This is a genomic window from Moheibacter stercoris (assembly GCF_040545805.1).
Lineage (GTDB): Bacteria > Bacteroidota > Bacteroidia > Flavobacteriales > Weeksellaceae > Moheibacter > Moheibacter stercoris.
In genome coordinates this window covers 108,360-131,902 of the sequence record NZ_JBEPMO010000001.1, presented here as the reverse complement: position 1 = coordinate 131,902, position 23,543 = coordinate 108,360, and the positions used below count along the sequence as shown (strand labels likewise).

At 32.3% G+C, this 23,543-nt stretch carries 22 protein-coding genes; 15 read left to right on the top strand and 7 right to left on the bottom strand.

The genetic code is table 11. The annotated features are described in order from the left end of the window. Nucleotides 1-114: 114 nt before the first annotated feature. Entirely contained in the window at nucleotides 115-1,710 is a 1,596-nt protein-coding gene (locus tag ABID46_RS00590) for a tetratricopeptide repeat protein (protein ID WP_354505647.1), read from the bottom strand. An 886-nt stretch (nucleotides 1,711-2,596) separates the two neighbouring features. Between ABID46_RS00590 and ABID46_RS00585 the strand changes: the two genes are divergently transcribed. The 9 genes from ABID46_RS00585 to ABID46_RS00545 all read left to right on the top strand — a co-directional run bounded on the left by ABID46_RS00585 (nucleotide 2,597) and on the right by ABID46_RS00545 (nucleotide 10,549). After that, complete coding sequence (locus tag ABID46_RS00585) at nucleotides 2,597-3,868, top strand: RHS repeat domain-containing protein (protein ID WP_354505645.1); 1,272 nt, start codon at nucleotides 2,597-2,599, stop codon at nucleotides 3,866-3,868. Continuing rightward, nucleotides 3,861-4,316 carry a hypothetical protein gene (locus ABID46_RS00580; protein ID WP_354505642.1) on the top strand — a complete coding sequence of 152 codons (456 nt, stop codon included), beginning with the start codon at nucleotides 3,861-3,863 and terminating at the stop codon, nucleotides 4,314-4,316. Before ABID46_RS00585 ends, ABID46_RS00580 begins: the two co-directional genes overlap by 8 nt. A 168-nt stretch (nucleotides 4,317-4,484) precedes the next feature. Beyond that, the gene (locus ABID46_RS00575) at nucleotides 4,485-5,300 is read left to right on the top strand and encodes a hypothetical protein (RefSeq protein WP_354505639.1); all 816 of its coding nucleotides are present in this window, start codon (nucleotides 4,485-4,487) and stop codon (nucleotides 5,298-5,300) included. Between the two features lie 11 nt (nucleotides 5,301-5,311). Continuing rightward, the gene (locus ABID46_RS00570) at nucleotides 5,312-5,959 is read left to right on the top strand and encodes a hypothetical protein (protein WP_354505636.1); all 648 of its coding nucleotides are present in this window, start codon (nucleotides 5,312-5,314) and stop codon (nucleotides 5,957-5,959) included. Between the two features lie 302 nt (nucleotides 5,960-6,261). Beyond that, nucleotides 6,262-7,626: an RHS repeat domain-containing protein gene (locus ABID46_RS00565; protein WP_354505633.1), complete on the top strand. Its 1,365-nt coding sequence runs from the start codon at nucleotides 6,262-6,264 to the stop codon at nucleotides 7,624-7,626. Continuing rightward, complete coding sequence (locus ABID46_RS00560; RefSeq protein WP_354505630.1) at nucleotides 7,626-8,027, top strand: hypothetical protein; 402 nt, start codon at nucleotides 7,626-7,628, stop codon at nucleotides 8,025-8,027. The genes ABID46_RS00565 and ABID46_RS00560 overlap by 1 nt, the downstream gene beginning before the upstream one ends. Nucleotides 8,028-8,306: 279 nt before the next feature. Continuing rightward, entirely contained in the window at nucleotides 8,307-9,635 is a 1,329-nt protein-coding gene (locus tag ABID46_RS00555) for an RHS repeat-associated core domain-containing protein (protein ID WP_354505627.1), read from the top strand. 2 nt (nucleotides 9,636-9,637) lie between these two features. Next, a complete protein-coding gene (locus tag ABID46_RS00550; protein ID WP_354505624.1) occupies nucleotides 9,638-10,114 on the top strand; it encodes a hypothetical protein in 477 nt (158 codons plus the stop codon). Between the two features lie 3 nt (nucleotides 10,115-10,117). Then, a complete protein-coding gene (locus ABID46_RS00545) occupies nucleotides 10,118-10,549 on the top strand; it encodes a hypothetical protein (protein WP_354505621.1) in 432 nt (143 codons plus the stop codon). Between the two features lie 119 nt (nucleotides 10,550-10,668). On the opposite strand, the gene ABID46_RS00540 is transcribed toward ABID46_RS00545, so the two are convergent. After that, entirely contained in the window at nucleotides 10,669-10,884 is a 216-nt protein-coding gene (locus ABID46_RS00540) for a hypothetical protein (protein ID WP_354505618.1), read from the bottom strand. Between the two features lie 440 nt (nucleotides 10,885-11,324). Between ABID46_RS00540 and ABID46_RS00535 the strand changes: the two genes are divergently transcribed. The 3 genes from ABID46_RS00535 to ABID46_RS00525 are packed head-to-tail and all read left to right on the top strand — an operon-like array spanning nucleotide 11,325 to nucleotide 12,729. Next, nucleotides 11,325-12,083 carry a hypothetical protein gene (locus ABID46_RS00535; RefSeq protein ID WP_354505616.1) on the top strand — a complete coding sequence of 253 codons (759 nt, stop codon included), beginning with the start codon at nucleotides 11,325-11,327 and terminating at the stop codon, nucleotides 12,081-12,083. Nucleotide 12,084: 1 nt separating this feature from the next. After that, complete coding sequence (locus tag ABID46_RS00530; RefSeq protein ID WP_354505613.1) at nucleotides 12,085-12,480, top strand: DUF5675 family protein; 396 nt, start codon at nucleotides 12,085-12,087, stop codon at nucleotides 12,478-12,480. 12 nt (nucleotides 12,481-12,492) lie between these two features. Then, the gene (locus ABID46_RS00525) at nucleotides 12,493-12,729 is read left to right on the top strand and encodes a hypothetical protein (RefSeq protein ID WP_354505611.1); all 237 of its coding nucleotides are present in this window, start codon (nucleotides 12,493-12,495) and stop codon (nucleotides 12,727-12,729) included. Nucleotides 12,730-12,964: 235 nt separating this feature from the next. On the opposite strand, the gene ABID46_RS00520 is transcribed toward ABID46_RS00525, so the two are convergent. From ABID46_RS00520 to ABID46_RS00510, 3 genes are all read right to left on the bottom strand, one after another. Continuing rightward, on the bottom strand, nucleotides 12,965-13,285 hold the full coding sequence (locus ABID46_RS00520; RefSeq protein ID WP_354505608.1) for a hypothetical protein: 321 nt from the start codon (nucleotides 13,283-13,285) through the stop codon (nucleotides 12,965-12,967). 18 nt (nucleotides 13,286-13,303) lie between these two features. After that, a complete protein-coding gene (locus tag ABID46_RS00515; RefSeq protein WP_354505605.1) occupies nucleotides 13,304-14,122 on the bottom strand; it encodes a helix-turn-helix domain-containing protein in 819 nt (272 codons plus the stop codon). Between the two features lie 105 nt (nucleotides 14,123-14,227). Then, nucleotides 14,228-14,935: a hypothetical protein gene (locus ABID46_RS00510; protein ID WP_354505602.1), complete on the bottom strand. Its 708-nt coding sequence runs from the start codon at nucleotides 14,933-14,935 to the stop codon at nucleotides 14,228-14,230. A 297-nt stretch (nucleotides 14,936-15,232) separates the two neighbouring features. Here ABID46_RS00510 and ABID46_RS00505 point away from each other — a divergent pair, with 297 nt between their 5' ends. The 3 genes from ABID46_RS00505 to ABID46_RS00495 all read left to right on the top strand — a co-directional run bounded on the left by ABID46_RS00505 (nucleotide 15,233) and on the right by ABID46_RS00495 (nucleotide 19,544). Next, a complete protein-coding gene (locus ABID46_RS00505; protein WP_354505599.1) occupies nucleotides 15,233-16,804 on the top strand; it encodes a hypothetical protein in 1,572 nt (523 codons plus the stop codon). An 83-nt stretch (nucleotides 16,805-16,887) separates the two neighbouring features. Then, nucleotides 16,888-18,366 (top strand): DoxX family protein, encoded by a 1,479-nt coding sequence (locus ABID46_RS00500; RefSeq protein WP_354505596.1) that lies wholly within the window; start codon nucleotides 16,888-16,890, stop codon nucleotides 18,364-18,366. 914 nt (nucleotides 18,367-19,280) lie between these two features. Then, a complete protein-coding gene (locus ABID46_RS00495) occupies nucleotides 19,281-19,544 on the top strand; it encodes a DUF6520 family protein (protein WP_354505594.1) in 264 nt (87 codons plus the stop codon). 30 nt (nucleotides 19,545-19,574) lie between these two features. Here the strand turns inward: ABID46_RS00495 and ABID46_RS00490 are convergent, their stop codons facing one another. Then, nucleotides 19,575-22,109, bottom strand: coding sequence for an alpha/beta hydrolase family protein (locus tag ABID46_RS00490; RefSeq protein ID WP_354505591.1), 2,535 nt, complete (start codon nucleotides 22,107-22,109; stop codon nucleotides 19,575-19,577). A gap of 12 nt (nucleotides 22,110-22,121) precedes the next feature. Continuing rightward, nucleotides 22,122-23,525 (bottom strand): RagB/SusD family nutrient uptake outer membrane protein, encoded by a 1,404-nt coding sequence (locus tag ABID46_RS00485; RefSeq protein WP_354505589.1) that lies wholly within the window; start codon nucleotides 23,523-23,525, stop codon nucleotides 22,122-22,124. Nucleotides 23,526-23,543 lie beyond the last annotated feature (18 nt).

Genomic DNA, 23,543 nt, shown 5'->3' with positions numbered 1-23,543 from the left:
ATCCTTAATTGTTTTTGAGGATGCAATATTAGAACTCTGGAATGTTTGAAATCAAGCTTTTATAAAGCCGAATTCAGTAATTTGGCAATCTTAGAAGCCTTTCTTTAGCCATTTTCACACATTTGAATCAATCACTGTATATTTTTTACGAAGTTCTTTGATATAATCAGATGGTGAGACATTGGCTAACTTTTTAAAAGCAGCGGCAAATTTGCTTTGAGATGAAAATCCGGTTTCTTCTGAAAGGGCTGAGATTTTGTATAATAGATATTGCGGATCTTCATTTAATTTTTTAATGATGTACATAATTTTCAATTCATTGATGTAATTATTAAAATCCTTCCCTTTATGTATGTTAATGATATAAGATAGGTATTTGGTGTTTGTACCAAATTCTGAAGCTAGAAAGGTGAGTGAAATGTTTTTCTTTAAAAAGAGGGTTGAAGATTCAAATTCGCTTAATTTATTGATTAGATATATTTCAGTCTCCTCAGTCATTAATTTATTTTTGTTCTCATTTTCTATCTGGCTGTCTGTTTTACTAGAGCGAGTTACAGTCATTGGATTAGATCCCTGCTTTTTGCTCTGCATTTCTAATTTTAATTCCAATTCTTTGATGGATTGTTGAATTTTTTTGTGTTCCTTTTTTTTCTGAATTCTGTAAATTAGAAAACAGATAAGAGATCCAAGGAGTAGAAATAAGGTTAATGCGATTAAAACATTTTTGTTTTGATTTTTCTTTTTAATTAAATGAGTATTTTCATTTAGTCCTTTAAATGTTTCATCTAAATAAATTGTGTATCCAGTTTTTGCAAGTTGTGTAAGTGAATCTCTGCTTTCCTGTGTTTCCTTAAGTTTTTTTAAATCTTTTGCTTTTAAATAATATTTCTCGAATGATTTTAATACTTCAACTTTTAAATGCAAATAATTGGAACTTTGAGAAACAGTTTTTGCTTCATCTAGATAATATTTCGCCTTTTCGAGGTTGTTTGCATCTAAATATACGTTTGCGATCGCATTATTTACTATGCTATAATGATAACTAGTGGTATGATTTTTCACAATCTCTAAAGCTTCCTGATAATATTTTAAAGAAAGTGAATCTTGGTTTAAATAATAATAATTGAGCCCTATTAAGTGTAGGTTATTTGCATAAGAAATGTTGTTTGCTGAATTTATTTTATCGAAAAATTGCGAAGATAATTGACAAAAACGCAATGATTCATGATAATTTTTCTTCTCTAATTCATGATAGGCTTTTTCTTGATAGATGAAACTCATTAAATTTTTCTTTTGACTTTCATTTTTGACCTTGGATGTTACATCTTCTGTCTTATCCAAGTATTTTTTTGATTCACTAAACAGTCCAATAAACCTATATTCTGTTGCGAGAAATCCATAAACACGAGCTTTCCAATCTAAATAATCGGTGGTTTGGATCTGTTTCTCAGCATCTAAAGCATATTTTAATGCCTTTTTAACTTCACCTGCTTGTTGATGCAAAGTGGCGGTTAACATTAAACTTTTGGTTTTGAATAAGGGAGTTTTGGATATATGAAACAAAGAATCTGCTAAGTGCAATGATTTTTCAAAATCTTTTTGAGAAATATCTAGGTAAATTTTTCTGTAAATTGAATCATATTCTTTTGGGTCTTGAGCTTTTAAAAAACTGCAATGTAAAAGAATGTATATACTGAATAAACGTATCATTGTAGGGTATTTGGTTTAGAGAATTTCATTCTAAAAGTATTAAATGAGTAGGGGTTATTATACAAAACAAGGAAAATTTTAATTAAACAATAAGCCGTTTTAATGAAAACGGATAAGTTTTTGTTTTTCAAATTGCTGTAAATAAATGAATTATTCTTTGATTGTCAAAATTCTTTCATTATAGGATATTTATTGGAAAACAGATCAAATTTTAATCTTATGTTTTGAGAGGGTGAACATTTCGTTGATTTAGGAAAGGTAGAACTAGTTGATTAAAGTTATGGAAGAATGATGGTTCATTGAGAAGGGGTGTTTAAAAAATAATGAAGTTGTTCAGATCAATCAAGGAAAATGGAATTATTGATGAATTTCTTAAATTTCTCAACCTTTAATTAAATGAGATATTTGTTCATATTTAATTCCGGTGTAGCAACAAAAATCATCAAATGTTAGGAACTCATTGCTTTTCTTTCTAAGTTCTGATTTAATTTTTTGCATCAAGCGAGCACTTTGTCGGTAACTCTTCCCTGTAATTAATTGGATGTCCTTTGGGTAGATGCAAATACGTTTCATCGTTGTTTTCATAGAATTTAAATAGAATATTATACATACTTCATGCATTATCTATGCTTTATCTATACAGTATCTATCAATGAGATAAGGTAAAGGTTCTAGTAGCAATTTACCTAATTTTTAAGTATTTTCAAGGGAAAGATGAGGTCATTTGTGCCATTTTTGACCTTATATTATTTAATGTGACAAAAATCCCCCGCTGCCGCATTCTATGGATAAAAACAAGCTTTTTATAAATTTTTATACTACAAACTTATTTAAATCCCCGATGTCGCGGATTTGTAATCCGTGCCTGTCAATAAAAACAACAAAATTGAATATCTTTATCCCGATAGCAATCGGGACAGCAGGGGAAAAACTGCGCAAAAAAGTAACAGACGTGGTAAACGGTACGGTAAAAATGGTGGATTACTTAGACGGCTTCCAAACCGAGGCACGAGGTTCGCGAACGCCAAAACAAAGGCGAAGCCACAAAATAAGTAACAGTGAGCAATATGCAGGAGAAGTGTTGCAATTCTTTCCGCATCCAGAAGGTTATGTGAAAGTAACACCCGGTGCAGCAACTCCAACATCCCCACCTACTTTCTATTCTTATAATTACGTATACAATTACACCGATCATTTAGGAAATGTAAGGTTATCCTACTCAAAAAATCCTGCAACCAATCAGTTAAATATATTGGAAGAAAACCATTATTATCCCTTTGGATTAAAATATGAAGTCTATATCAGCGGGGGTAAAAGAGATTATAGAGCCATACCAGATGATAATGAACCTAGGCTTATTGGAGTTACCCAAACGGATTACCAGTATAAGTACAACGGAAAAGAACTTCAAGATGAGTTGGGGCTTGGGTGGTACGACTACCAAGCAAGAAACTATGACCCTGCTTTGGGACGTTGGATGAATGTGGACCCACTTGCGGAGAAAATGAGGAAACATTCTCCTTATAATTATGCTTTTAATAATCCTGTATTCTTTATTGATCCTGATGGTATGGCTCCTAGTTGGATTGTTGGAACCGATGGGAAAAAAGTGACATATACAGTAAATAGTGATGGCTCATTAAAGTGGAGTAATAATGCTTCAAGCGACACCAAAAGAATTGGAAACGCAATGGCTAATACAAAGACTGGATTAACTCAATTGAATAAAATGAGAGATTCCAAACATTCTGTTATTCTAGAAATTAATAAAACAGATATAAATCCAACTAACTTAGCTGAAACACAGTTTCCTAAAGGATTAAAATGGAACAAAACCACAAAAAAAACTATTGTTGATGAAGTAAAGATTGTCATCTTTGAAAAAAATGTAGAAAATTTAATAAAGATAGCCGATAATGCTGAAGGCAAAATACCTGATCAGACATTACAAGATGCATATGATTTAAGTAAGGAGGATGGAATAGATGTTTTTATGGGATCGTTAGGTACTCATGAATCTGTTCATGCAACAGATGAAGAAAATTTAAATCAAAAAGGAGCAAATGTTTTTGAAGGAATAAAATCTGATAGAGAAAAAAAACCAAATCAAATAGAGCAACAACATTTAGATGAATTAAAATCAAAAAAAGATGATTAATTATAAATTTATTTTAATATTTTTTTTCATACAACCTATAGTTTTGAAATCACAGGAATACTTCGATAAAAAATTAATTCCATTTAAGGAATTAATTGTGAGTAAATTAAATTATAATCAAGAGTTTCTTAGTGTTGATGATGATTCGGTAAAATACAACATGGTATATTCTAGATTGATATTTGAAGAGAAAGATTTGGCTATATATGAAATTTCCACGTTAAAATCTCATAACTTACTTTATATCTTAATAACTAAAAAAGATAAAATATTACTTTTTGACAAAATCAATTATGAGATTTTCAATACATTAATAACAATAATGTCTGATGAGAATAATTGTTATAATAAAGAATTAATTGATTGGATATTGGAATCTATTGGATATAATAAAAATTTGTCATCAGCCACTAAACTCTCCAGCTCAAATATTCCTATAGATAACTAAAAAAAAACAGAGAAAGCCCCCCCCGCTACCGCACTCCCGAAGCATCGGGATAATTGTGAGGTTTTAAAACAAAACCAAAAAACCTTCCTGGAATAATTGAATTACATTTTATAGTTTCTGATTAATTCTTAAATTCAACTTTATTAAACTTATAACCAATATGCTAAAATGATGAGTTGTAAATGTATTGTAAACCACACGATACACTTCGTTAATCGTGCGAGAGCGGGGGATAATCCAGTTTATTTTGTTGATGTGAATGGTGAGTGGATTTATATAAATGATGGATCAAATGGAAGCTATCGTTATACAGATGGGAAAACACAAAAAAAGAATGAAGAGACGGGTAAGTATGAGGATATTGATGGAAATACTTATTTATCAGACTTTGTTTTTGAAACCATTGTGAATTTAGAAAGTTTAAAAGAAAGTGGGGATACAGGAAAAGGATTAATTGACCATTTTGATAAAGAAGGTAATGATATAAGTATAGAATTTTTAAGTAATAAATTTGATAGAACCGGAAATAAGCTTTTATTAGATTGGGGATATGCTGATAATATACCAACAATGACAACTGAAGGGATTCAAATGAGCAAAAACTTTATTGAATTAGGACATGAAATGGGACACGTGAAAGATCCATATAAATATATGGGTATCAGTTGGATGTATTTTAAATCTAAAAATAAAAGTGTACATGAAAATGAAATTTATGCTACTCATATAGAAAATATGATCAGAGCGGAATCGGGACATCCTTTAAGAACTCAATATGTCAATGGTGTTAAAAGTTCAACAATTATAGATAACGATGGTAATAGTGTGTTTTTTAATAATAATGGCGTTAGAAATGTATTTCAAAATAAAACTGATTTACAAAAAGCTTACGATATAAGCAAGAGTGCTTTCGGAGGTGTTATATTACAAAACAGATACAATTATTATCAAAAACATTCAGGAGGATGTTATTGTGGCAATTAAAATCATAACTTATGTATTATATTAAATATATTTATACATTGCTTATTCTCATAATTTTTAGTGGATGTTTAAGTGTACAGACCATTCATAAAACTTATAAAAGAGGGAATGAGGCTTTGGTTAAAAAATATGAAAAAGATGAAAACAATATTCCTTTTGTAAGTTTAGAAGAGGATATTGAAATAGCAGAAAGAGAAAAAATAAAAGATTTATTAACCAAAACCTTAGAATATTTGAATATATCCTTAGAAGGATTAATAATAATCAATTACCATTCAGGTAACGATGTTGAATATTATTATTTTTTTGTTAATGGGAGAAAGGAATATTACTATTTTCATAATTTCTTATTTCAGCCAACCGAATTAATAATTAATAAAGAATTTATAGATATTTCAAAAGAAGGTTTTATAGTCGATGTTTTTAATTATTTTAATTCTTCAGATTACTTGAAAAAAAAAATAGATATTAATTTTTGTGATTTTAATTCGAGCTCAAGTCTTAATGTTTTAAAAATTGAAAAAAATAAAATAGGATTGTTTTATTTGAATCCTTTTGATATGTGTGATAATAATAATGCTTTTGATGTTTTAAAAGGAGATAAGATTGTTCGTTGGGAGTTTATTAATACTGCGTTGAAAGAACATCCCGAACAATAACATATAGGAAGTTTAAAAGATGATTCAAAATAAAAATCTTAAGGTTTTAAAATTAAAAAATAAAATAGTGACAAAGGATCCCTCTATTAACACAAAAACAAATGGTTAAGAAGATAAAAAGAATTAACCCATTGACACGACCTGTTCGCCTTGGCGTAAATAGAATAGAAAAGAATGATTGAATACAAATGATTCTGGATCAATTAATTTTGAATGCATTAAAGAAGTTGTTGACAATGCTACAACTGTTGTAGGTGAAGGTTTCAATAATGGAACATCGGTAACATCTAATGAATATAACTATGATGAAAATGATGTTCGAGAAAGGACATTTAGAATGTTTTTTCGAAGAAAGCGAGCTAGGCTCCATGATATCTGATTTGAACAAAGGAATTTCCGAAATTAAATATAATCACCTAAATTTACCTATAGAGATTAGTTGGACGGGAAGTTCAAACAAGATAAGGTATGTATATAATGCGGCAGGCCAAAAAGTAAAAAAGACAGTGATGGACGGAACTACGACTAAAATAGTAGATTATTTGGATGGCTTTCAGTATGCAGGAGAAGTGTTGCAATTCTTTCCGCATCCAGAAGGTTATGTAAAAGCCTCACCTACAAATTTGTCTTTAAATTCACCACCTACAGGTTATATTTATAATTATGTTTATAATTACACCGATCATTTAGGAAATGTGAGACTATCCTATTCAAAAAATCCTGCAACCAATCAGTTAAATATATTGGAAGAAAACCATTATTATCCATTTGGACTAAAACATGAGGTTTACATCAGTGGAGGTAAAAGAGATTATCGAGCTATTCCAGATGACAATGAACCCAAACTGATAGGTGTTACCAAAACAGATTACCAATATAAGTACAACGGCAAAGAGTTCCAAGACGAGTTGGGGCTTGGGTTGTATGACTATGGGAATCGCAACTATGAGCCTGCAATAGGTCGATTTTTTAATATTGATAGATTTGCTGAAAAATATAACTCAAATACACCATATCATTATACAAAGAATAATCCAATTTATTTTGTAGATTTTAAAGGAGATTCTCTCATAATAAATTCAGCGAGCTCAAAAGTGCAAAAATCATTTGAAAGAATGGTAAATAATGGGCTGGGAGGTTTTTATACCGTAAATATAAATTCTGAAGGAAAAACAACCCTTTCAAGCACTGGTAAAACTGGAGATATGTCAAAACAACAAAAAGCGTTTTTTGATACTTTTCAGGAAATAATATCTAATAATGAGTTTACAAATATTTCTTTGGTTGGCAATGACTCATCAGTTGAAATAGGTTCTTATTCAACAGGAGAAATTGATGTAGCTGATGTTTTTAGATTAGGGGATAGTGATTTATCTAGCTCGGAATATGTATCTGCACAAGGTGCAATTGCTCATGAGCTATATGAACAGTTTGATAAACAAGTTTTAAAACAAACAGAACAAATGGAATCACATAAGAGAGGAATAGAAGTCGAAAATAAAGTCAATGGATCTAATCGAGTAGAGAATGAAGCAATGGAATTTATGTCAACAAAAGGTGAAATTGGTACTATTTTAAGAAGTACTACTACTATAGGAACTGTTTCTAAAACAGTGGATATTTATATTTATAATGGAGATGTAGTTGATAATCCAAAACAATATTAATGTTAAATAAATCTAAATTATTTTTTATATTTCTACTCATATCTCGAGTTGTATTTGCGCAAGAATTACAAAATATTAAGGTCGACTCAATTTATGACCATTATCTAACTATTGTAAAAATTGCTGCTCATAAAATAGACGTAAGAGAATACCCAGAATTGTATGAAGTGGAATATGTTGATGCTTTGAATGATAGTGTTTATATAAATAAATTTCAAGGTGAAGCAATTGATTTTTTTGAGAATATAACAAGTATATTCACTTCGAAAAAACATATAGGAATAAGTATGATAAGAGTTGTGGATGAAACTATAATAAATAAATGGATTGCTTGGTTCGAGGAAAATAAGCATAAATTATTTTTTTGCGACAAACACAAATCAATCCATAAAATTGAGTAACCCCTCTGCCGTACGCTTGCATCGTGTGGCATTTAACAAAAGAAGCAATGCTACAACTGCAAATAGTAAAGGATTTGACAATGGAGGTTCCAGTACATCAAATGGTTACACCTATGATGCTAATGATTTTCGAGAAAAGACATTGAGAATGTTTTTTCGAAGAAATCGAGCGATGCTCCATGATCTCCGATTTGAACAAAGGAATTTCCGAAATTAAATACAATTACCTAAATTTACCTATAGAGATTAGTTGGACCGGAAGTACAAATAAGATAAGATATGTTTATCCCGATAACTATCGGGACAGCGGGTCAAAAACTAAAGAAGACAGTAGTGGATGGTACAACAACAAAAATCGTAGACTATTTAGATGGCTTTCAAACCGAGGCACGAGGTTCGCGAATACCAGAAAAAATGGCGAAGCCACATAAAATGAATAATGAGCAATATGCAGGAGAAGTATTGCAGTTTTTTCCTCATCCAGAAGGCTATGTGAAGGCTACACCCGCTAACAAATCGTTGAACTCACCACCTACTTCTTATTCGTATAATTATGTGTATAATTATACAGATCATTTAGACGAACGAAACCAAAGCATTGCTTTGGTTGAAGTTTGCGAGCGAAGCTCTGTAAGATTGAGTTACGCCAAAGACCCTGCTACCAGTTTATTGCATATATTAGAAGAGAATCACTATTATCCCTTTGGACTGAAACATGAATTTTATGTATCTGGAGGGAAACATGATTACCGAAGAATCCCTGATACTAATGATCCAAAGCTTATTGGTGTAACTCAGACAGATTACCAATATAAGTACCAAGGACAAGAACGCCAGGATGAACTCGGATTAAACTGGGACAGCTTTAAGTGGCGGAATTATGATTATGCAATAGGGAGATTTATGTCAATTGATCCGCTGGCGGAACAATATGCTTACAACTCAACCTATGCATTCCAGGAAAATAAAATGGGAATGGGTAGAGAGTTGGAGGGGTTGGAACTTGAAATGTTTGACTACTTGAAAGATAAAGCAAGTCAGGCGGCTAATTATGTTTCCACTAAAACAACCGAAGCTAAAGAATGGGTAAAGGAGAATGTAGTTGTCGAAGTGGAAGTCAAGGGAACTATAGGGGTTCAGTTAGGTGCAAAAGCAGGTGTTGTAGAAGCTGAAGCAGGGATTATTACTACAGAAGTAGGTAAAGCAGGATGGAGTAGTCAAGAAAAAAATAATGGTGGATTTTATGCGGAAAAAGGAGATGGTAAAGGACATAACTTTATAGGGGTTAATGGGAAGGTTCTTAATAATAAATTAGCTGTTGGAGCAAAGGCTGATTATGTTACTAATGAGGCTATGCCTCCAGAACATAGTGATCCAATTAAATACTATTCTTCCGGAGAGAATGGAGAGACTCAATGGGGAGTCAATCTTGGTCCAGCGGGAGCTTTAGGTCCTGGAGTAAAAGGAGATTATGACTTTTTATCTACAGGAGAGGCTACAATAAAAGGAGATACAAACTGTAACTGTATAAACATTGGAGGTGGTTTAAAAGCTATTGGAGGATTTGAGCTAAATATAAATATTGGTCTAAAAAAGGATGAAAAGTAGCAATGGAAGTATATCGTTTTTACTCTAGATATAATGATGATTTTATAATATATAAAGAGAAGCTTCCGGTATTAAAAGCCAAAAGAAAAAAGGGCTGGTTTTTTAATACTAATGTTAAGATTTTTACTATTGATGACGAAAAGTTGATTTTAGAGTATGACTATTTTGAGTTTCTTGTTGTAAAAGTTAAAATTGTTTTTCAAGATTTACCAGTCCAAATAACAGTAAAAAGGAAAAATCTATTTTCATATTCCCTTCGAGTCGATGACGTAGAAATATTCAATAGATTTAGTAATAACTTTTTTTCCAAAAAGTTTGGGAAAACCTATCTTAATAAAAACGAAGTAGCATCAATAAGTAGAAAGGTTCTATCGTTACATAATGAATTTGAGCTAAAGCTCGAATCATTTACACAATATGAGATGTATTGTATCATAATGTTATTGATAGATTTGACAGCAATAGAAATACAAGGATAAATTATGAAACATATTCCAATTATTGGATTTTTTTTGATAATAACCATAGGTTGTTATTTTAACGCTTCAATAACTAATGAAGAAAGCGAAAAAGAGAAAGGTGAAGAGATAACTGAACAGTTATACTCCTACATTATTGATAAAAAGTATGATAATAGCATAAAGTCACTTTTAAGTAAGGAATTATTGTTAAACGTACCAATTAATCGTTTTGATAGCACTCTATTTATTTTAAATGAGAAATTAGGAAATTATAGAGAGAGGGAGCTGATAGAATGGAGCACAAAACGACAAAAAGGGAATAATGAATTTTGGAAATGCCTACTTCAATATAAAGTAAAATATGATAAAGGCGAATCTATAGAGTTAATTCATTTAATAAAAGAGAACGATTCAATTAAAATTTTATCGTATAATTTAGAAGGTGAAGAATAATGAAAATATGTTGATTTGTGTTCTTCCGCCTACCGCTCCAATCAAATCCCCACCAAAAGGGTTTAGATATTTGAAGAAGAAAATAGAAAGCCACTCTCAAAAAGAGTGGTTTTTGTTATTTACAGGGAAGCGACATTTTTCTGAAAGAAGTCTTTAAACTTAGACTTTGTGAGCATTGTATCAATGATACGGTAAACCGTATTTTTATCTTCCTCTTCAAGCTGTTCAATAAGTTTTAAACGTTCATTTACGGACTTGTCAATAATGGTTACTTCATCGGGTATTTTCCCGATATCGCGGATTTTCAATCCGTGAAAAAAGTATACAAAAGCCACTCTGTTTATGGGGTGGTTATTTTTGATTAAAAAGAAAAAGAAACCCTTTATCAAGACGGAACTTCAAAGTATTGTTTAGCCCATTTAAATGAAAATTTTTTTATATGCCTTGTCAAGGATTTGATCCTTGACAAGGCATAGGCCAATAGCTATCAATATTATATTGCTACTATTTATAAAATCATTTTTCAAAGGTGAAAATGTTTGGTGCAAATTTTTTCAATAATTTACATCTAATTATGCTATTTAAGTCTAAACCTACATATTCATTATAAAATCTACGTCATTTGATGCCATAATTGTCGAAATAAGTCATTACTACCCTAGTGATTTTTGAGGGTGGAATAAAAGGTTAAAATTTGTTTTAAACTTCAATTTCAAATCGTTGCAACGTCTGGAAAATTGGGTTCAAACATTTATTAACTTTTAAATCCATTATCATGGCAAGACAAAGAGGAATTATTAAAATAAAAGGTACTATCGGAGATATAACCTTTTATAAATCGAAAGACGGATATATGGTTCGTGAAAAGGGAGGTGTTGAAGCAAATCGAATTGCTACCGATCCCGCTTTTCAAAGAACCAGAGAAAATGGAGCTGAATTTGGACGAGCAGGAAAAGCGGGTAAAACCATTCGAACTGCCTTACGACCTATTTTATTGAGAGCTTCTGATGGAAGAATGGTTGGGAGATTAACCCAACAATTGATCAAAGTACTTCAAACCGATCCGACAAGTGTTCGTGGTGAACGGGCAGTGCATTTGGGCGATTCATCTATTTTAAAAGGTTTCGAGTTTAACATTCAAGGGAAATTGAGTACTACATTTTTTGCACCCTATGTAACAGCTATTGATCGTGTTGTGGGTGAATTGAAAGTAGATATCGATCCTTTCGTTCCAACCGATATGATTATGAGTCCGGAAGGGGCTACGCATTACAGAATTCTTTCGGGGGGTACCGAAGTTGATTTTCCTAATGAAACCTATGTCGTTTCCACTGCAGAAACGGCAATTTTGCCCATTGATGGAACATTGACAACAGCTGTCAACCAAACGCATTCTTTGACGCCCAATTCTACATTACCCATGTATTTGGTAATGGGAATTGAGTTTTTCCAAGAAGTTAATGGAACGATGTATCCGTTGCGAAATGGAGCCTTCAATCCCATGGGTATCGTAGAAGTTGAAAATGCTGTTTAAGATGAAGTTTCGATTGAAACGAGACTATTTACCCAATGGTACCAATGGTCGGTTGACCTTAGATGGCATGGAAATTTGCTCCACCATTGAATTGCCTTGGCAAGATAATCTCAAAGAAAAGTCTTGTATTCCTGAAGGTGAGTATCGTTTGGAAAAGCGATATAGTAAGAAATACGGATGGCATATTGAACTAAAAGATGTACCTGGGAGATCTTTGATTTTGTTTCATCCTGCAAATTATGCCCTAAGCGAATTAAGGGGCTGTATTGCTCCTGTTTTGACGCTATTAGGGGAAGGTGTAGGTGGTTCATCAAAAATTGCCTTTCAACGTTTGAAACGTTATGTGTATGAAGGATTGAAAAAATCCGGTGATGTTAGATTGTTGATTAAATCCTAAATTGAAATACCGATGAATATACTTGAAAGAGCGCAAGCACCAACGCCGAAATTTTTTAAAATTTTACGAGCAGTTGGTTTGAGTTTGGCTGGGATTGGTGGCGTTTTGTTGACTGCACCCATTCCCATCCCAGAGATTCTAAATTTGATTGGCGGATATTTAACGTTAGGAGGAGGGATATTGTCTGCTGTAAGCCAGGTAACAGTAGATGATCGTGAACTAAAGATCCATTCTCTAAAAGATGATTGATTATATACGATGCGGAACCCTAGGGGGCACTCTCTTTAGTGTGATTTTACAAATCAGTACGAAAGACTTAGTTCAAACAGTTCTTCTGGCAGCTGTGGGTGCTATCGCAAGTTTTTGCGTTTCCTTTATTCTAAATTATCTGATTGATCGTTTTCACGAGAATTAATCATTTTAACCAAAAGCTACCTTCCAAAAGAAGGTAGTTTTTTTGTGCCTAATTTATTTGAAATAAGATTTAAAGGATTTCATTTTTTTCTGGACGTTTCGTTTCGGGGTTATTGATGAATATTTGACTAAACTTATAGGGATGGAAGGTGGGTTGATAGGTTATGAATCCAAAGAAGTTTAATTTTTTAATGGCTTTGTGGTAGGTGGCCGTTGAACTAATTTTACTAGTTTTCATGATTTCTCTTTTGGAAATGGAAATTGGGTTTTTGAAATTGTTTAAGCCCCAACAATGAAAAATAGCCATGTATATGGATAAATCTGAGGGTTTTAAGGAATTTTCTTGGTTTGAAAATTTCAAAATGTGATGGATGTAGTGGAATGTTTTCATGGGGGAAGTTTTTGAAGTTTATATTTTTTTGTTTAGAAATTTTGTACGGTATTGGGATGGACTTAACCCATTTATCTTTTTAAAGAAAATTAAAAAGCTAGGATAGGAATTGAATCCCAGTTGATCGCTTATTTCATTTAGGTTGTAGTTGTCTTCTAAAATTAGAACTATGGCTTCTTGGTTGATGAGGTTGTTAAGAATGGATTTTGGGGTTTTATGGGTTGCTTCTTTAACAATATTGGCCAGGTATCTTGTAGTGATTCCCAAATTTGCCGCATAAAAATGAACATTATGATGAGTTTTAAAATGCTTGTTTGCTAGAAAAATGAATTTATGTAGGATTGGGAAATTGGGTAAATGAACATCAATCTTACCTATCTGATTGAAATAATAAGCATTGTCTATGGCCAATAGGATTGAATTTAACAAATAACGATTGATGTACACGGAATCATGAGCAGAATGAATGTAGTTGAGATTATAATGCAATACTCGCATCAAATGTGAAACGTAGATAAATTGTTTTTGACTAAGAGCAATTTTCAGATAGGAATTTGAGGTTGTATGAAAAAACAAAGACTGGTCTAGCTGCATCACCTCATATAGCAGAAAAGAAATGAGTTGAATTTTTGGTTGTTTATCTGTAGAACTTTGAAGTGAAAATTTCGTCCATGGAGATAGTATAAGAATATTTCTTTCGGCCAATGAAATTTCCTGGGTTTTCAAATTAAGATTTACGCCAGCATTGCAAATGATGATAAGTTTGGTCTCATCTTCTTTTAATTGCTGAATGGCCAATTGTAAGGTCTTATTTCCTTTGCATAAAAATGATTTCATGATTGAGGAATATTGTGATCAAAAAAATATTTGTATCCAATTGATTGAAAAAATTCTAAGAAAATGTTCTGAATGCGTTTTCAAGCATTCAGAACAAAATCCTACCTAAGGAGGAGTCAGGCCAAGGCAAATAGCGTAAAGAATTGCTTTGTCGGAAGAATGCAAGGTTCCTTGAAATCCCCCAATGAAATTGGTGACATTGATTCCCCAATCTTTGTCTTTTCTTCTTTTTTTTCGATCAAAGGAATGTCTTGCCAAAGAAGTAATGGATAGCAAAGTTTCCTTATCGGTAGAGCTAAAGGATTCGAATAAAATGGTATCTTCTTTAGCGAGGATGTAGGCCTGGTGATTGAAGTCTACATCATCCTTGTATTCTTCTATCCATTCTAGAAAATTTGAAAGGTTTATTTTGGCTCCTGAGGAGAGAGTTGAAGTATTGAGAATTGAATCATAGGCTAGTTGGGAGTTTGATAAAATGGATTCTATGTTATGTAGGTCCGCGCTATCAATTGTAGCATTTGAAAAAATATTGAGTAAACTTCGTAGGCTTGTCAAACGATCTTCTAAGCTTATTGCGCTTGTTGGAAGATTGAGAAATTCTTCGAGAATGAGATTGTGTTTAATTCCGATGGAATCATAAGGATTTAAGGGATTGTTGGCAGTGACAAAATTCGTACGATTTTCAGTTTCTGATGGATAGTAATGTAGTGAATTTTGAGAACTAAAGAAGTTAAGATCATCTTCTTGACAAGCTAAAAGTATTAAGCAGCTGTTAAGGATCAAAATTAGATTTTTGACATGTAAATTTTTCATGATTGTTCATTTAGGATTCTGAAAAATCAGTTCCTAATGTCCCGGGAAAGAGAAACTGTGAATTCGCTTTGAATTCTATACAAAACTAGGACTGGTGCAGAGATGTTGCAAAGTAAGTGTTTGGAGTTTTTAGAAAATTCGCTTTGAATTTTTCGAAAATACAGAATCATTCTACGCGTATTTTTATTATATTTAAAAACGGTTAATTTGTTGAGGGTAAATACAATGAATGGTTTCTTTGCATCATATAAAATCTTACAACTCATTTTTTGGTTATGGCTGTTGGTTGGTTTTCCAATGGAGCTAGCCTCCCAAGAAATGAATGCTTACGATGCATTATATGAACAGATAGAAACAACGGATGATGAAATTTTACGAAATAGTTATTTGAATTCTTATTTGCATTTGGCGAAAGAAGAAAAAAATGCATTTGAAATTTATCAAGGTTATTCCAATTTTATATATTTTCTCGATCATGAACAATTGAATCCCTATTTAGATAGCATGAATTGGGCAGCCTATCAAACTAGGGATCCAAGAATAATTGGAGAATCTTATTTAAGAACTGGCATTCAATATTACAAGAAAAAGAATTATTCTGAAGCATTGACTTATTATGGAATGGCGAAGCCCTACATCGATTCAACAAATGATTCTTATATGCATCATAAGTTGCTCTATTCCCTCGCACAGGTTTATTATGTTTTGGGTTTCCTAGATGATGCCATTGCTTTATTTGAGCAATGTAGGCTCTATTTCAAAGGTGAGAATTTAGATGGATATTTGAACTCCGTTCATGGCTTGGCTTCCAGTTACACAAGATTGGGAAAATATTCCAAGAGTTCAGAATTGATTCACCAAGGATTAAAAGTTGGAATTCTGAATTCGGAGCCCAGGATGGATGTTTACTTTAATTTGTTACAAGGAATAAATTATTTTCATGAAAATAGGCTGGATGCTTCTTTAGGATTATTGTCCAAAACTGTTGATGAAGTAGCTGCCAAGGGTGATTTTTCCAATGCTCAGTTGGGGTATTTTTATTTGGGTAAAATTCATAAAAATTTAGAGGACAGACACCAATCAAAAAACTATTATAAGAAAGTAGATTCTTTGTTTGTAACATATGGTTTTATACGTCCCGACTTGCGTGAAGTTTATGATTTTTTGATTGATCATAGCTTGTTTGAGCAGAAGCTTGAGGATCGATTGTATTATATGAACCAACGGATGAAGGCAGATAAGATGTTTGAAGGGATGTATGTCCAAATTTTCCCCAAATTGTTTCAAGATCCTGTACACTCTGAATTAGGTTTTAAGGAATCCAATACTACTAATAACATAACTTTTATAGGCTTTCGTATTGTTTTGGGTATTGGAATTGTTCTATTGGTTGTGAAATATCATTCACTTATTTGGGGAAATCTCAAAGCTCTATTGCTGACTCCAGAATTAATTGAAAAGAATTCTCTTCCTGAATCTGAACCTCCGAAACTAAAGAATGATTCTGCTGTACCAATGGATTCTTTACGTTTGTTATTGCCAAAATTGCAAAAATTTGAAAGAGAGAAAAAATACTTGGAGCGAGATTGGAAACAGGCTGAATTGGCTGTGTATTTAAAATCCAATGTGCTATATGTGAAAATGATGATCAAAGAATATCGCACGAAAAATTATTCCCAATATATACATGATTTGAAAATTGATTATTTGGTTGAAATGATGAAAACTGAACCAAAGTTTCGGCATTATACTAATAAGGCATTGGCTAAAGAGCTAGGATTTAGCAGTACAGAAAAAATGGTAAAGGCCTTTAAATCGAAAATGGGAAAATCGATTTTGGATTATATTAATGAATTGGATCAAACCTAAATCCTACCTTTTTTATAATTAAAAATACTTAAATATCAGAATTTGAGGTAATTGAACGGTAAATTTGTTTGAAAATTATCCGCATGAAACTCAAAATCTCTAAAGCTGGTTTTCTCGATCTTATATGCTATCTGTTTGTGCTATTGTTTGTCTATGCAAGTGTCAGCAAGTTGCTAGAATTTCAAGATTTTCAAACGCAGTTGGGTCAATCGCCTTTATTGGGCGCATTTGCCATTCCTATTTCTTATGGGGTAATCCTTGTGGAATTGGGATTGGCCGTTTTGCTTTGTCTTGAGAAATACAGAAGAATCGGTTTGTATGGATCCTTTGTGTTGATGGTGATGTTCACTGCTTATATTATCATCATATTGAATTTTACCTCTTTTACGCCTTGTTCTTGTGGAGGCGTTTTGGAATCCTTGGGCTGGACGGAACATTTGATTTTCAATGTAGCTTTTATCGTGTTGGCTGGGATAGGAATTTATTTGCAGGAAAGGAAGTTTTCTCGTCCTTTGGTTTATCGGTTAATCGGATTAAAGTTTTTGGGATCTTTGCTAGTTCTCTTGATTTTTTTGAGTTCTGAAAAAGAGATCAAACGCAATAATGCTTTCCAGCGAAAATATATGCCGCATGGGTTGGAGGAGTTGGGGAGTTTGCAGTTGGAATCTAACGCCTTTTATATAGCGGGAATAGATGATTCCTTGATTTATTTGGGCAACTATAATGCTCCACTTTATTTGAAGGCGGTCAGCAAAGATTTGAGTTGTTGGAATGAGATAAAAATTGAATTGGAGAATTATGATCTTCCCTATAAAAGAGTACGAATAGAGGTTCAATCACCTTATTTTTTCGTGGGAGATGGAACAGTACCGGTATTGTTTCGTGGAAATATATCGGACTGGAAGGCCTATACCTTTTCCTACGAAGACGCTTTTTTTTATGATTTTAAGGTACAAGATTCTGCCTCTTTGATATTTACTACCACTAGTTCTAGTACAGGAAATACGGTGTTGGGACATCTTCAACAATCAGATGATTCGATAGATGTTGTGTTGAATCGTGATCTTCTAAAAGTTCAATTGGATGGTGTTTTTGATACGGATGGAGTTTTGTTATGGGATGTAGAAAGGCAAAAAACAGCGTACGTCTATTATTATCGGAATCAGTATGAAGTAGCAGATAGAAATTTAGTCTATCAAAAAACGGGAAAAACCATTGATACGATATCTCATGCACAGATTGATGTTGCTTATTATAAAGGAGAGGATTCTTATAAGAAAGGGAAATCTACGCTTGTCCATAAGACAGGAGCGGTATATGGAAATCAATTGTACGTAAATTCAGATCGCTTAGGGAAATTTGAAAGTGAGGAGGTTTTGAGATCAGCTTCCATTATTGATCAATATGATGTCGAGAGAAATGAATATATCCATAGTTTTTATTTCTATCATCAGCCTGAACAAAAATTAAGAGAATTTAAAGTGGTAAAGGATACAATTATTGGTATGGTAGATAACAAATTATGGATCCAGCGGATAAAGCCGGAATTTTTTAAGTATTAAGTATTAAGTATTAAGTATTAAGTATTAAGTATTAAGTATTAAGTATTAAGTATTAAGTATTAAGTATTAAGGTGTGTTCTTAATATACTTTACGCCACGGCGTACACGGCAGCTCAGGATGACAGGGTGATCAAATGGTCAGGATGACGGTGTGGCTATAAGGACTTTATTCCGAACCTATGGTTCTCCTCTTAATCTCAAATCCACCCCTAAAGGGAGTCCAAATGATTAGGATGACGGGGAGGCAATCATTTGGATTAGACCCCACCCCTAAAGGGAGTCCAAATGATTAATTTGGAATTCCGACCCTTCCTTTGTTACACCTTTTCGTACACGGCAGCTCAGGATGACAGGGTGATCAAATGGTCAGGATGACGGTGTGGCAATCATTTGGTTTCTCCGCACCCCTAAAGGGTGACCAAATGATTAGGATGACGGGGAGTTCATTTGGATTAGCCCCAGCCCTTCCTTCGACAAGCTCAGGATGACTGGGAGTCCAAATGATTAGGATGACGGTGTGGCAATCATTTGGATTAGCCCCAACCCTAAAGGGAGTCCAAATGATTAGGATGACGGGGTGGCAATCATTTGGAGACCGCACCCCTAAAGGGTGACCAAATGATTAGGATGACGGGGTGGCAATCATTTGGTTTCTCCGCACCCCTAAAGGGTGACCAAATGATTAGGATGACGGGGAGGCAATCATTTGGATTAGACCCCACCCCTAAAGGGAGTCCAAATGATTAATTTCGAATCTTGACTTATAGGGGAGTTGATTTTATGATATGAAACTAATAAAAAGAAAAGATTTCTTATTTCAGAATTTGGAAATTTTTTCTTCACGATATACTGCAGTTCAGGAGTAAGGCCGAATACCTGTGAAATAGTAGGCCATAATATTTAAAATTAACATTATGAAAACAAAAATTTTCAAATCCGTTATGCCTTTGATGGCATTTTTGATGGCTATTGGTTTAGCGTTTGCGACTGAATATAAAGATGGCACCAATAAAGAACTTGCTACTTTATACATTTATCAAAATAACCAATGTAGGGAAGTTACTACAGATTGTAATCAATTAGGATCTGTGGCTTGTAAAATTGGAGGATTTGATGTGTATAGGGATATGGGAGTAACCTCCTGTTTAAATCCACTGACACATTGGGTGGAAGATTAATTCAAAAAATCGGAGAAAAGGAGCGAGTTATCACTCCTTTTCTTTTAAATATCTATCAAACCAACGAAAAATTATTTCGGATAATTTTCTTTTATTTTTATTATTAAGAATCGTATGGCTTTCATTATTGAAAGACACAAAAACCCCTTCTTTATTTAATCGTTTCATTGCCATGAACATATATAAGGATTGTTCCCAATTAATATTAAAGTCATTTTTCCCAGCCCACAATAATAGGGGAACGTTTAAATTTTCAACTTGATGAAAAGGTGAATTTTTATAATAATTTTCCTTTAATTCATAATACGATTCCCCTATCCTAAACTGATGACTTTCAGGCCGCCAAAATTGATTCATTTTCCAGATCCACGAAACATTGTGTGACCAACTGATTAAATCTGTAACAGCTGCACCTGCAACCGCTGTTTTAAAAAGATTAGTTTGAGTTGCAATAAATGCAGCCTCATAACCACCAAACGAATGTCCAATAATCCCTATGTTTTTATTATCTATTGCAGGCTCAAATTCCAAAATATTATCTACAATATTTGTTACGGACTCTAATGCTGAAATTCCTGGATCACCTTGTTTATATTCAATATCTGGTAGAAGTATAAAATACCCATTAGTAACATAACTCAAAAAATTAAACCCTAACTCGGAATATTTTGAAGGTGGTGAAAAGTAATTAATGCTAGAAGAACTCTTTTCATAGATCCAAGTAATCATTGGGTATTTTTTTTGAGGATTAAATTGTGCAGGGTATAATAAGGTGCATTTTAATTCATTAGATGTTTTATTTTTAAAATTAATGGGTTTATACTTTCCAAAATCATAATTTTTGAAATTAGGATTGCTCTCATAAATTATGTTTTCCTTTTTATTTAAAAAATTATAACTATAAATTTTTGGAGAAGAATAAAGATTAAATGTCTTGTAGAAAAAAATGTTTTTTTCAGTTGACAATAATCCATCTCCAATGTTTAGATGAGAATTGACGAGTACTTCAATAGAATCTTCCTTTAGTAGTGCAAATCCTTTTACTTTGTCATTACTATATTTTAAAACTACAGGACTCTTTATGTCAAATTCAAAAGAAGTATTATTTTTCATTGTATTGATAAAATTTACTTCATTTCGATTGATATTTAAATCAATTCTATAAGTTGTACCATCCCTTCTGCCATCTGTGATTTTCTTTTTTATTTTACCATCTGGACTCATAAACCAAATATCATATTTATCATAAAGAATTATATAACTTTCATCTTTTAGCCAGCCTGGATGACCATATGGTTGTTTATCAATAAGAGCAATGTCTTGCGGATTGAAAAAATTGATGTGTAAATCATTAGTAAGATTTATAGTTGATTGTTCTAAACAATCATATATCCACCAATCGTTATTCTTAAAATAAACAACAAACCTACCAGAAGGAGAGATTTCATAAAATCCGAAAAAATTATATAGTTCTTGAACAACTTTTTCAATATTGCCGGAATGGACATTTATAGAATATAAGTCTATGACTTGAGACTGTTTATATTGCGGTTCGTATGTTAGTTTATTAAAAAGGTAAACATTGTTATTGTCAGGACTTAACTTATATGAAGGGAGTTTAGTATTAGTGATATTTACAATTTTATTTGTTTCAATATTCCATACATTTAAGAATTCCGAAGTCTCTCTTAAATAATCTTGCATTTTGGGATAAATCCAAGGTGATTTAGTATCCCAAATCTCTATTTCCTTATCATTATTTGTAATTTGAGAATTATTTTGTACAAAAAAGAAAACTCTTTTATCATCATTGGAAATAGAGATTTGCTTCTGAGAAAAATTATAGCCCGATAATTTTCGATGTAATACCTGTTTTTCAAATTTATCTAAAGTAATATGTTTATAAAAATGCATAGTGTAATTGTCATTTTTCTTTTCAAAAAATGCAATAGAATTTCCTGAAATACTCCATTGTAGATTTGTGTAAACGCTTTTATCGTCTTTATTTATCCTAATTCTTTCTGTTGTATCTGCATTAAATAAAATGATATCATTATTATTTGAAATTAAAATTACTTCTCGGTTTGGACACCATTTATATTCTACAATATTTTTGAATTTATATTGATTTCCGCTTTTTAATTCAAATACAATTAATTGGTTTTTCTCTTTTTGAATGGCTGTTAAATATTCTCCGCTTGAACTGAATTCATAAGATGAAATATTGTCTATAATTAAATCATCATTATTTATTAAATTTTTTAAAACCAATTTATTTTCAGATGTAATATAACTGAACCAGTTATTGTTATTCGAGAATGAAATGAATGAACTATTTCCAAGTAAAATTTCTTTTGAATTTTTAATATCTTTTAAAAAATAAGAATCTTCTTTTGTATCAAAAACTTCTTTCAACACTACCCAATCACCCTTAGGGCTAGTATAAGAGATATAGACATCTTTACTCCAAAGGGAGTCTAAATTCGAGGTGTAAATTTTATCTTGAGCAGATAGGATTTCAGCGAGTATTCCACCAATTATTAGTAGTAAAATCAATTTTCTCATAATAAAGATTTTTTAGTATCCTGGATTTTGGGGGGTTAAATTAGGGTTGAGTAATAGTTCTGATTCAGGAATGGGAAAAAGAATATCTGTTGAACGCCAATTAGATTTTATAGGTGACAAAATATTCTCTGCTTGGTTTAGTCTTTTTAAATCAAACCATCTATGACCGTGTTCGGCGAAAAATTCAAATTTTCTTTCATTTAAAATTGCATCAATAAGTTCATTGGGAGAAGTTGCAGTTGTATGAGGGAGGCCAGCCCTTTCTCTGATTAAATTAATATCGTTTTTGCAGCCAGAAAGATCTCCTAAATGTACCCTTGCTTCTGCTCTTATAAGTATTTGTTCAGAAAGTCGGAATGCAATAGAATACTCCATAGAAGTTCCGGTGTTTTCTGATTGTTTATATTTATATGGAGTATACCATATTTGCTCTCCCTCAATAATCTCTTTTATCCAAAAATGCTTTCTTAAATCTAGAATATCAAATGATTGTACATATTCTTCATTTAATGATAAATAAAACGGTGGACCAAATTCAAATAGGAAAATATTTCCTTCTTTGGTGTTTTCTCCTTCTTTTGAAGGCGCTAATTGAAGGATTGTAGAAGAACTATTCTTTAAAAATTCATTTTGAATTTCTGGTTCTAAAACATAATGGAATAAGTTATTAATAATGGAGGATGATTCTGCTTCCGCTTCTATCCACTGACCAGTATATAAATAAACTCTGGCAAGTAAAGCAGAAGCTACTGCTCGGTTAGCCCTAGTTCTATCATGTGAAGCATATTCTTCAGAAAGGATAGTTTTTGAGGCTATTAAATCTTCAATTATTTGGCCATATACTTCATCTTGATTGGATCGAAAAGCATTTTGGTTTTCACTATAATCAGTAGAAGTTATATAAGGGATATCTCCAAAGAGATTAACAAGGTAAAAATGCGTCAGTGCTCTTATAAACAAAGCTTCACCTTTTAACTGATTTTTTATTTCTTCGGAAATATGAGTGGAATTTTCTAAGCCCTCAATAACAGAATTACACATAAAGATTAAATGATAGGGTGAATTCCATATCTGGCTTAGCAATTTATTGGAAGCGATAATTTGATGTCGATAAAATGCTTCCATAGGCTCTCCCGAAAAGTAATAATAATCAAACTCATCGGTATAATAACCCAACATCATACTAAGTCCAAAACTTCCGGTAAGAAAAGTTTCTTCTCTGAGATTAGAGTATAAGCTAGTTACGGCAGCGATAGCTGTATTTTCGTTCGCAAAAACTGTTTTAGATTCAACTTGACCTATTGGAGGATCAACTTCTAGAAATTCGTCACAAGAAACAAATGAAAATGTCGAGAATATTAAGAAAAATACAAAGTGTATGTGTTTTTTTTCTATATGTATAATTTGGTTTTTCATAATGATTTGATTAATAGG

Bases quoted from the DNA above. Each gene is read 5' to 3' on its own strand.
- ABID46_RS00590 (WP_354505647.1), bottom strand. From the start codon at position 1,710: ATGATACGTTTATTCAGTATATACATTCTTTTACATTGCAGTTTTTTA.
- ABID46_RS00580 (WP_354505642.1), top strand. From the start codon at position 3,861: ATGATTAATTATAAATTTATTTTAATATTTTTTTTCATACAACCTATA.
- ABID46_RS00575 (WP_354505639.1), top strand. From the start codon at position 4,485: ATGATGAGTTGTAAATGTATTGTAAACCACACGATACACTTCGTTAAT.
- ABID46_RS00570 (WP_354505636.1), top strand. From the start codon at position 5,312: ATGTATTATATTAAATATATTTATACATTGCTTATTCTCATAATTTTT.
- ABID46_RS00565 (WP_354505633.1), top strand. From the start codon at position 6,262: ATGATGAAAATGATGTTCGAGAAAGGACATTTAGAATGTTTTTTCGAA.
- ABID46_RS00560 (WP_354505630.1), top strand. From the start codon at position 7,626: ATGTTAAATAAATCTAAATTATTTTTTATATTTCTACTCATATCTCGA.
- ABID46_RS00555 (WP_354505627.1), top strand. From the start codon at position 8,307: ATGTTTATCCCGATAACTATCGGGACAGCGGGTCAAAAACTAAAGAAG.
- ABID46_RS00550 (WP_354505624.1), top strand. From the start codon at position 9,638: ATGGAAGTATATCGTTTTTACTCTAGATATAATGATGATTTTATAATA.
- ABID46_RS00545 (WP_354505621.1), top strand. From the start codon at position 10,118: ATGAAACATATTCCAATTATTGGATTTTTTTTGATAATAACCATAGGT.
- ABID46_RS00535 (WP_354505616.1), top strand. From the start codon at position 11,325: ATGGCAAGACAAAGAGGAATTATTAAAATAAAAGGTACTATCGGAGAT.
- ABID46_RS00530 (WP_354505613.1), top strand. From the start codon at position 12,085: ATGAAGTTTCGATTGAAACGAGACTATTTACCCAATGGTACCAATGGT.
- ABID46_RS00525 (WP_354505611.1), top strand. From the start codon at position 12,493: ATGAATATACTTGAAAGAGCGCAAGCACCAACGCCGAAATTTTTTAAA.
- ABID46_RS00520 (WP_354505608.1), bottom strand. From the start codon at position 13,285: ATGAAAACATTCCACTACATCCATCACATTTTGAAATTTTCAAACCAA.
- ABID46_RS00515 (WP_354505605.1), bottom strand. From the start codon at position 14,122: ATGAAATCATTTTTATGCAAAGGAAATAAGACCTTACAATTGGCCATT.
- ABID46_RS00510 (WP_354505602.1), bottom strand. From the start codon at position 14,935: ATGAAAAATTTACATGTCAAAAATCTAATTTTGATCCTTAACAGCTGC.
- ABID46_RS00505 (WP_354505599.1), top strand. From the start codon at position 15,233: ATGGAGCTAGCCTCCCAAGAAATGAATGCTTACGATGCATTATATGAA.
- ABID46_RS00500 (WP_354505596.1), top strand. From the start codon at position 16,888: ATGAAACTCAAAATCTCTAAAGCTGGTTTTCTCGATCTTATATGCTAT.
- ABID46_RS00495 (WP_354505594.1), top strand. From the start codon at position 19,281: ATGAAAACAAAAATTTTCAAATCCGTTATGCCTTTGATGGCATTTTTG.
- ABID46_RS00490 (WP_354505591.1), bottom strand. From the start codon at position 22,109: ATGAGAAAATTGATTTTACTACTAATAATTGGTGGAATACTCGCTGAA.
- ABID46_RS00485 (WP_354505589.1), bottom strand. From the start codon at position 23,525: ATGAAAAACCAAATTATACATATAGAAAAAAAACACATACACTTTGTA.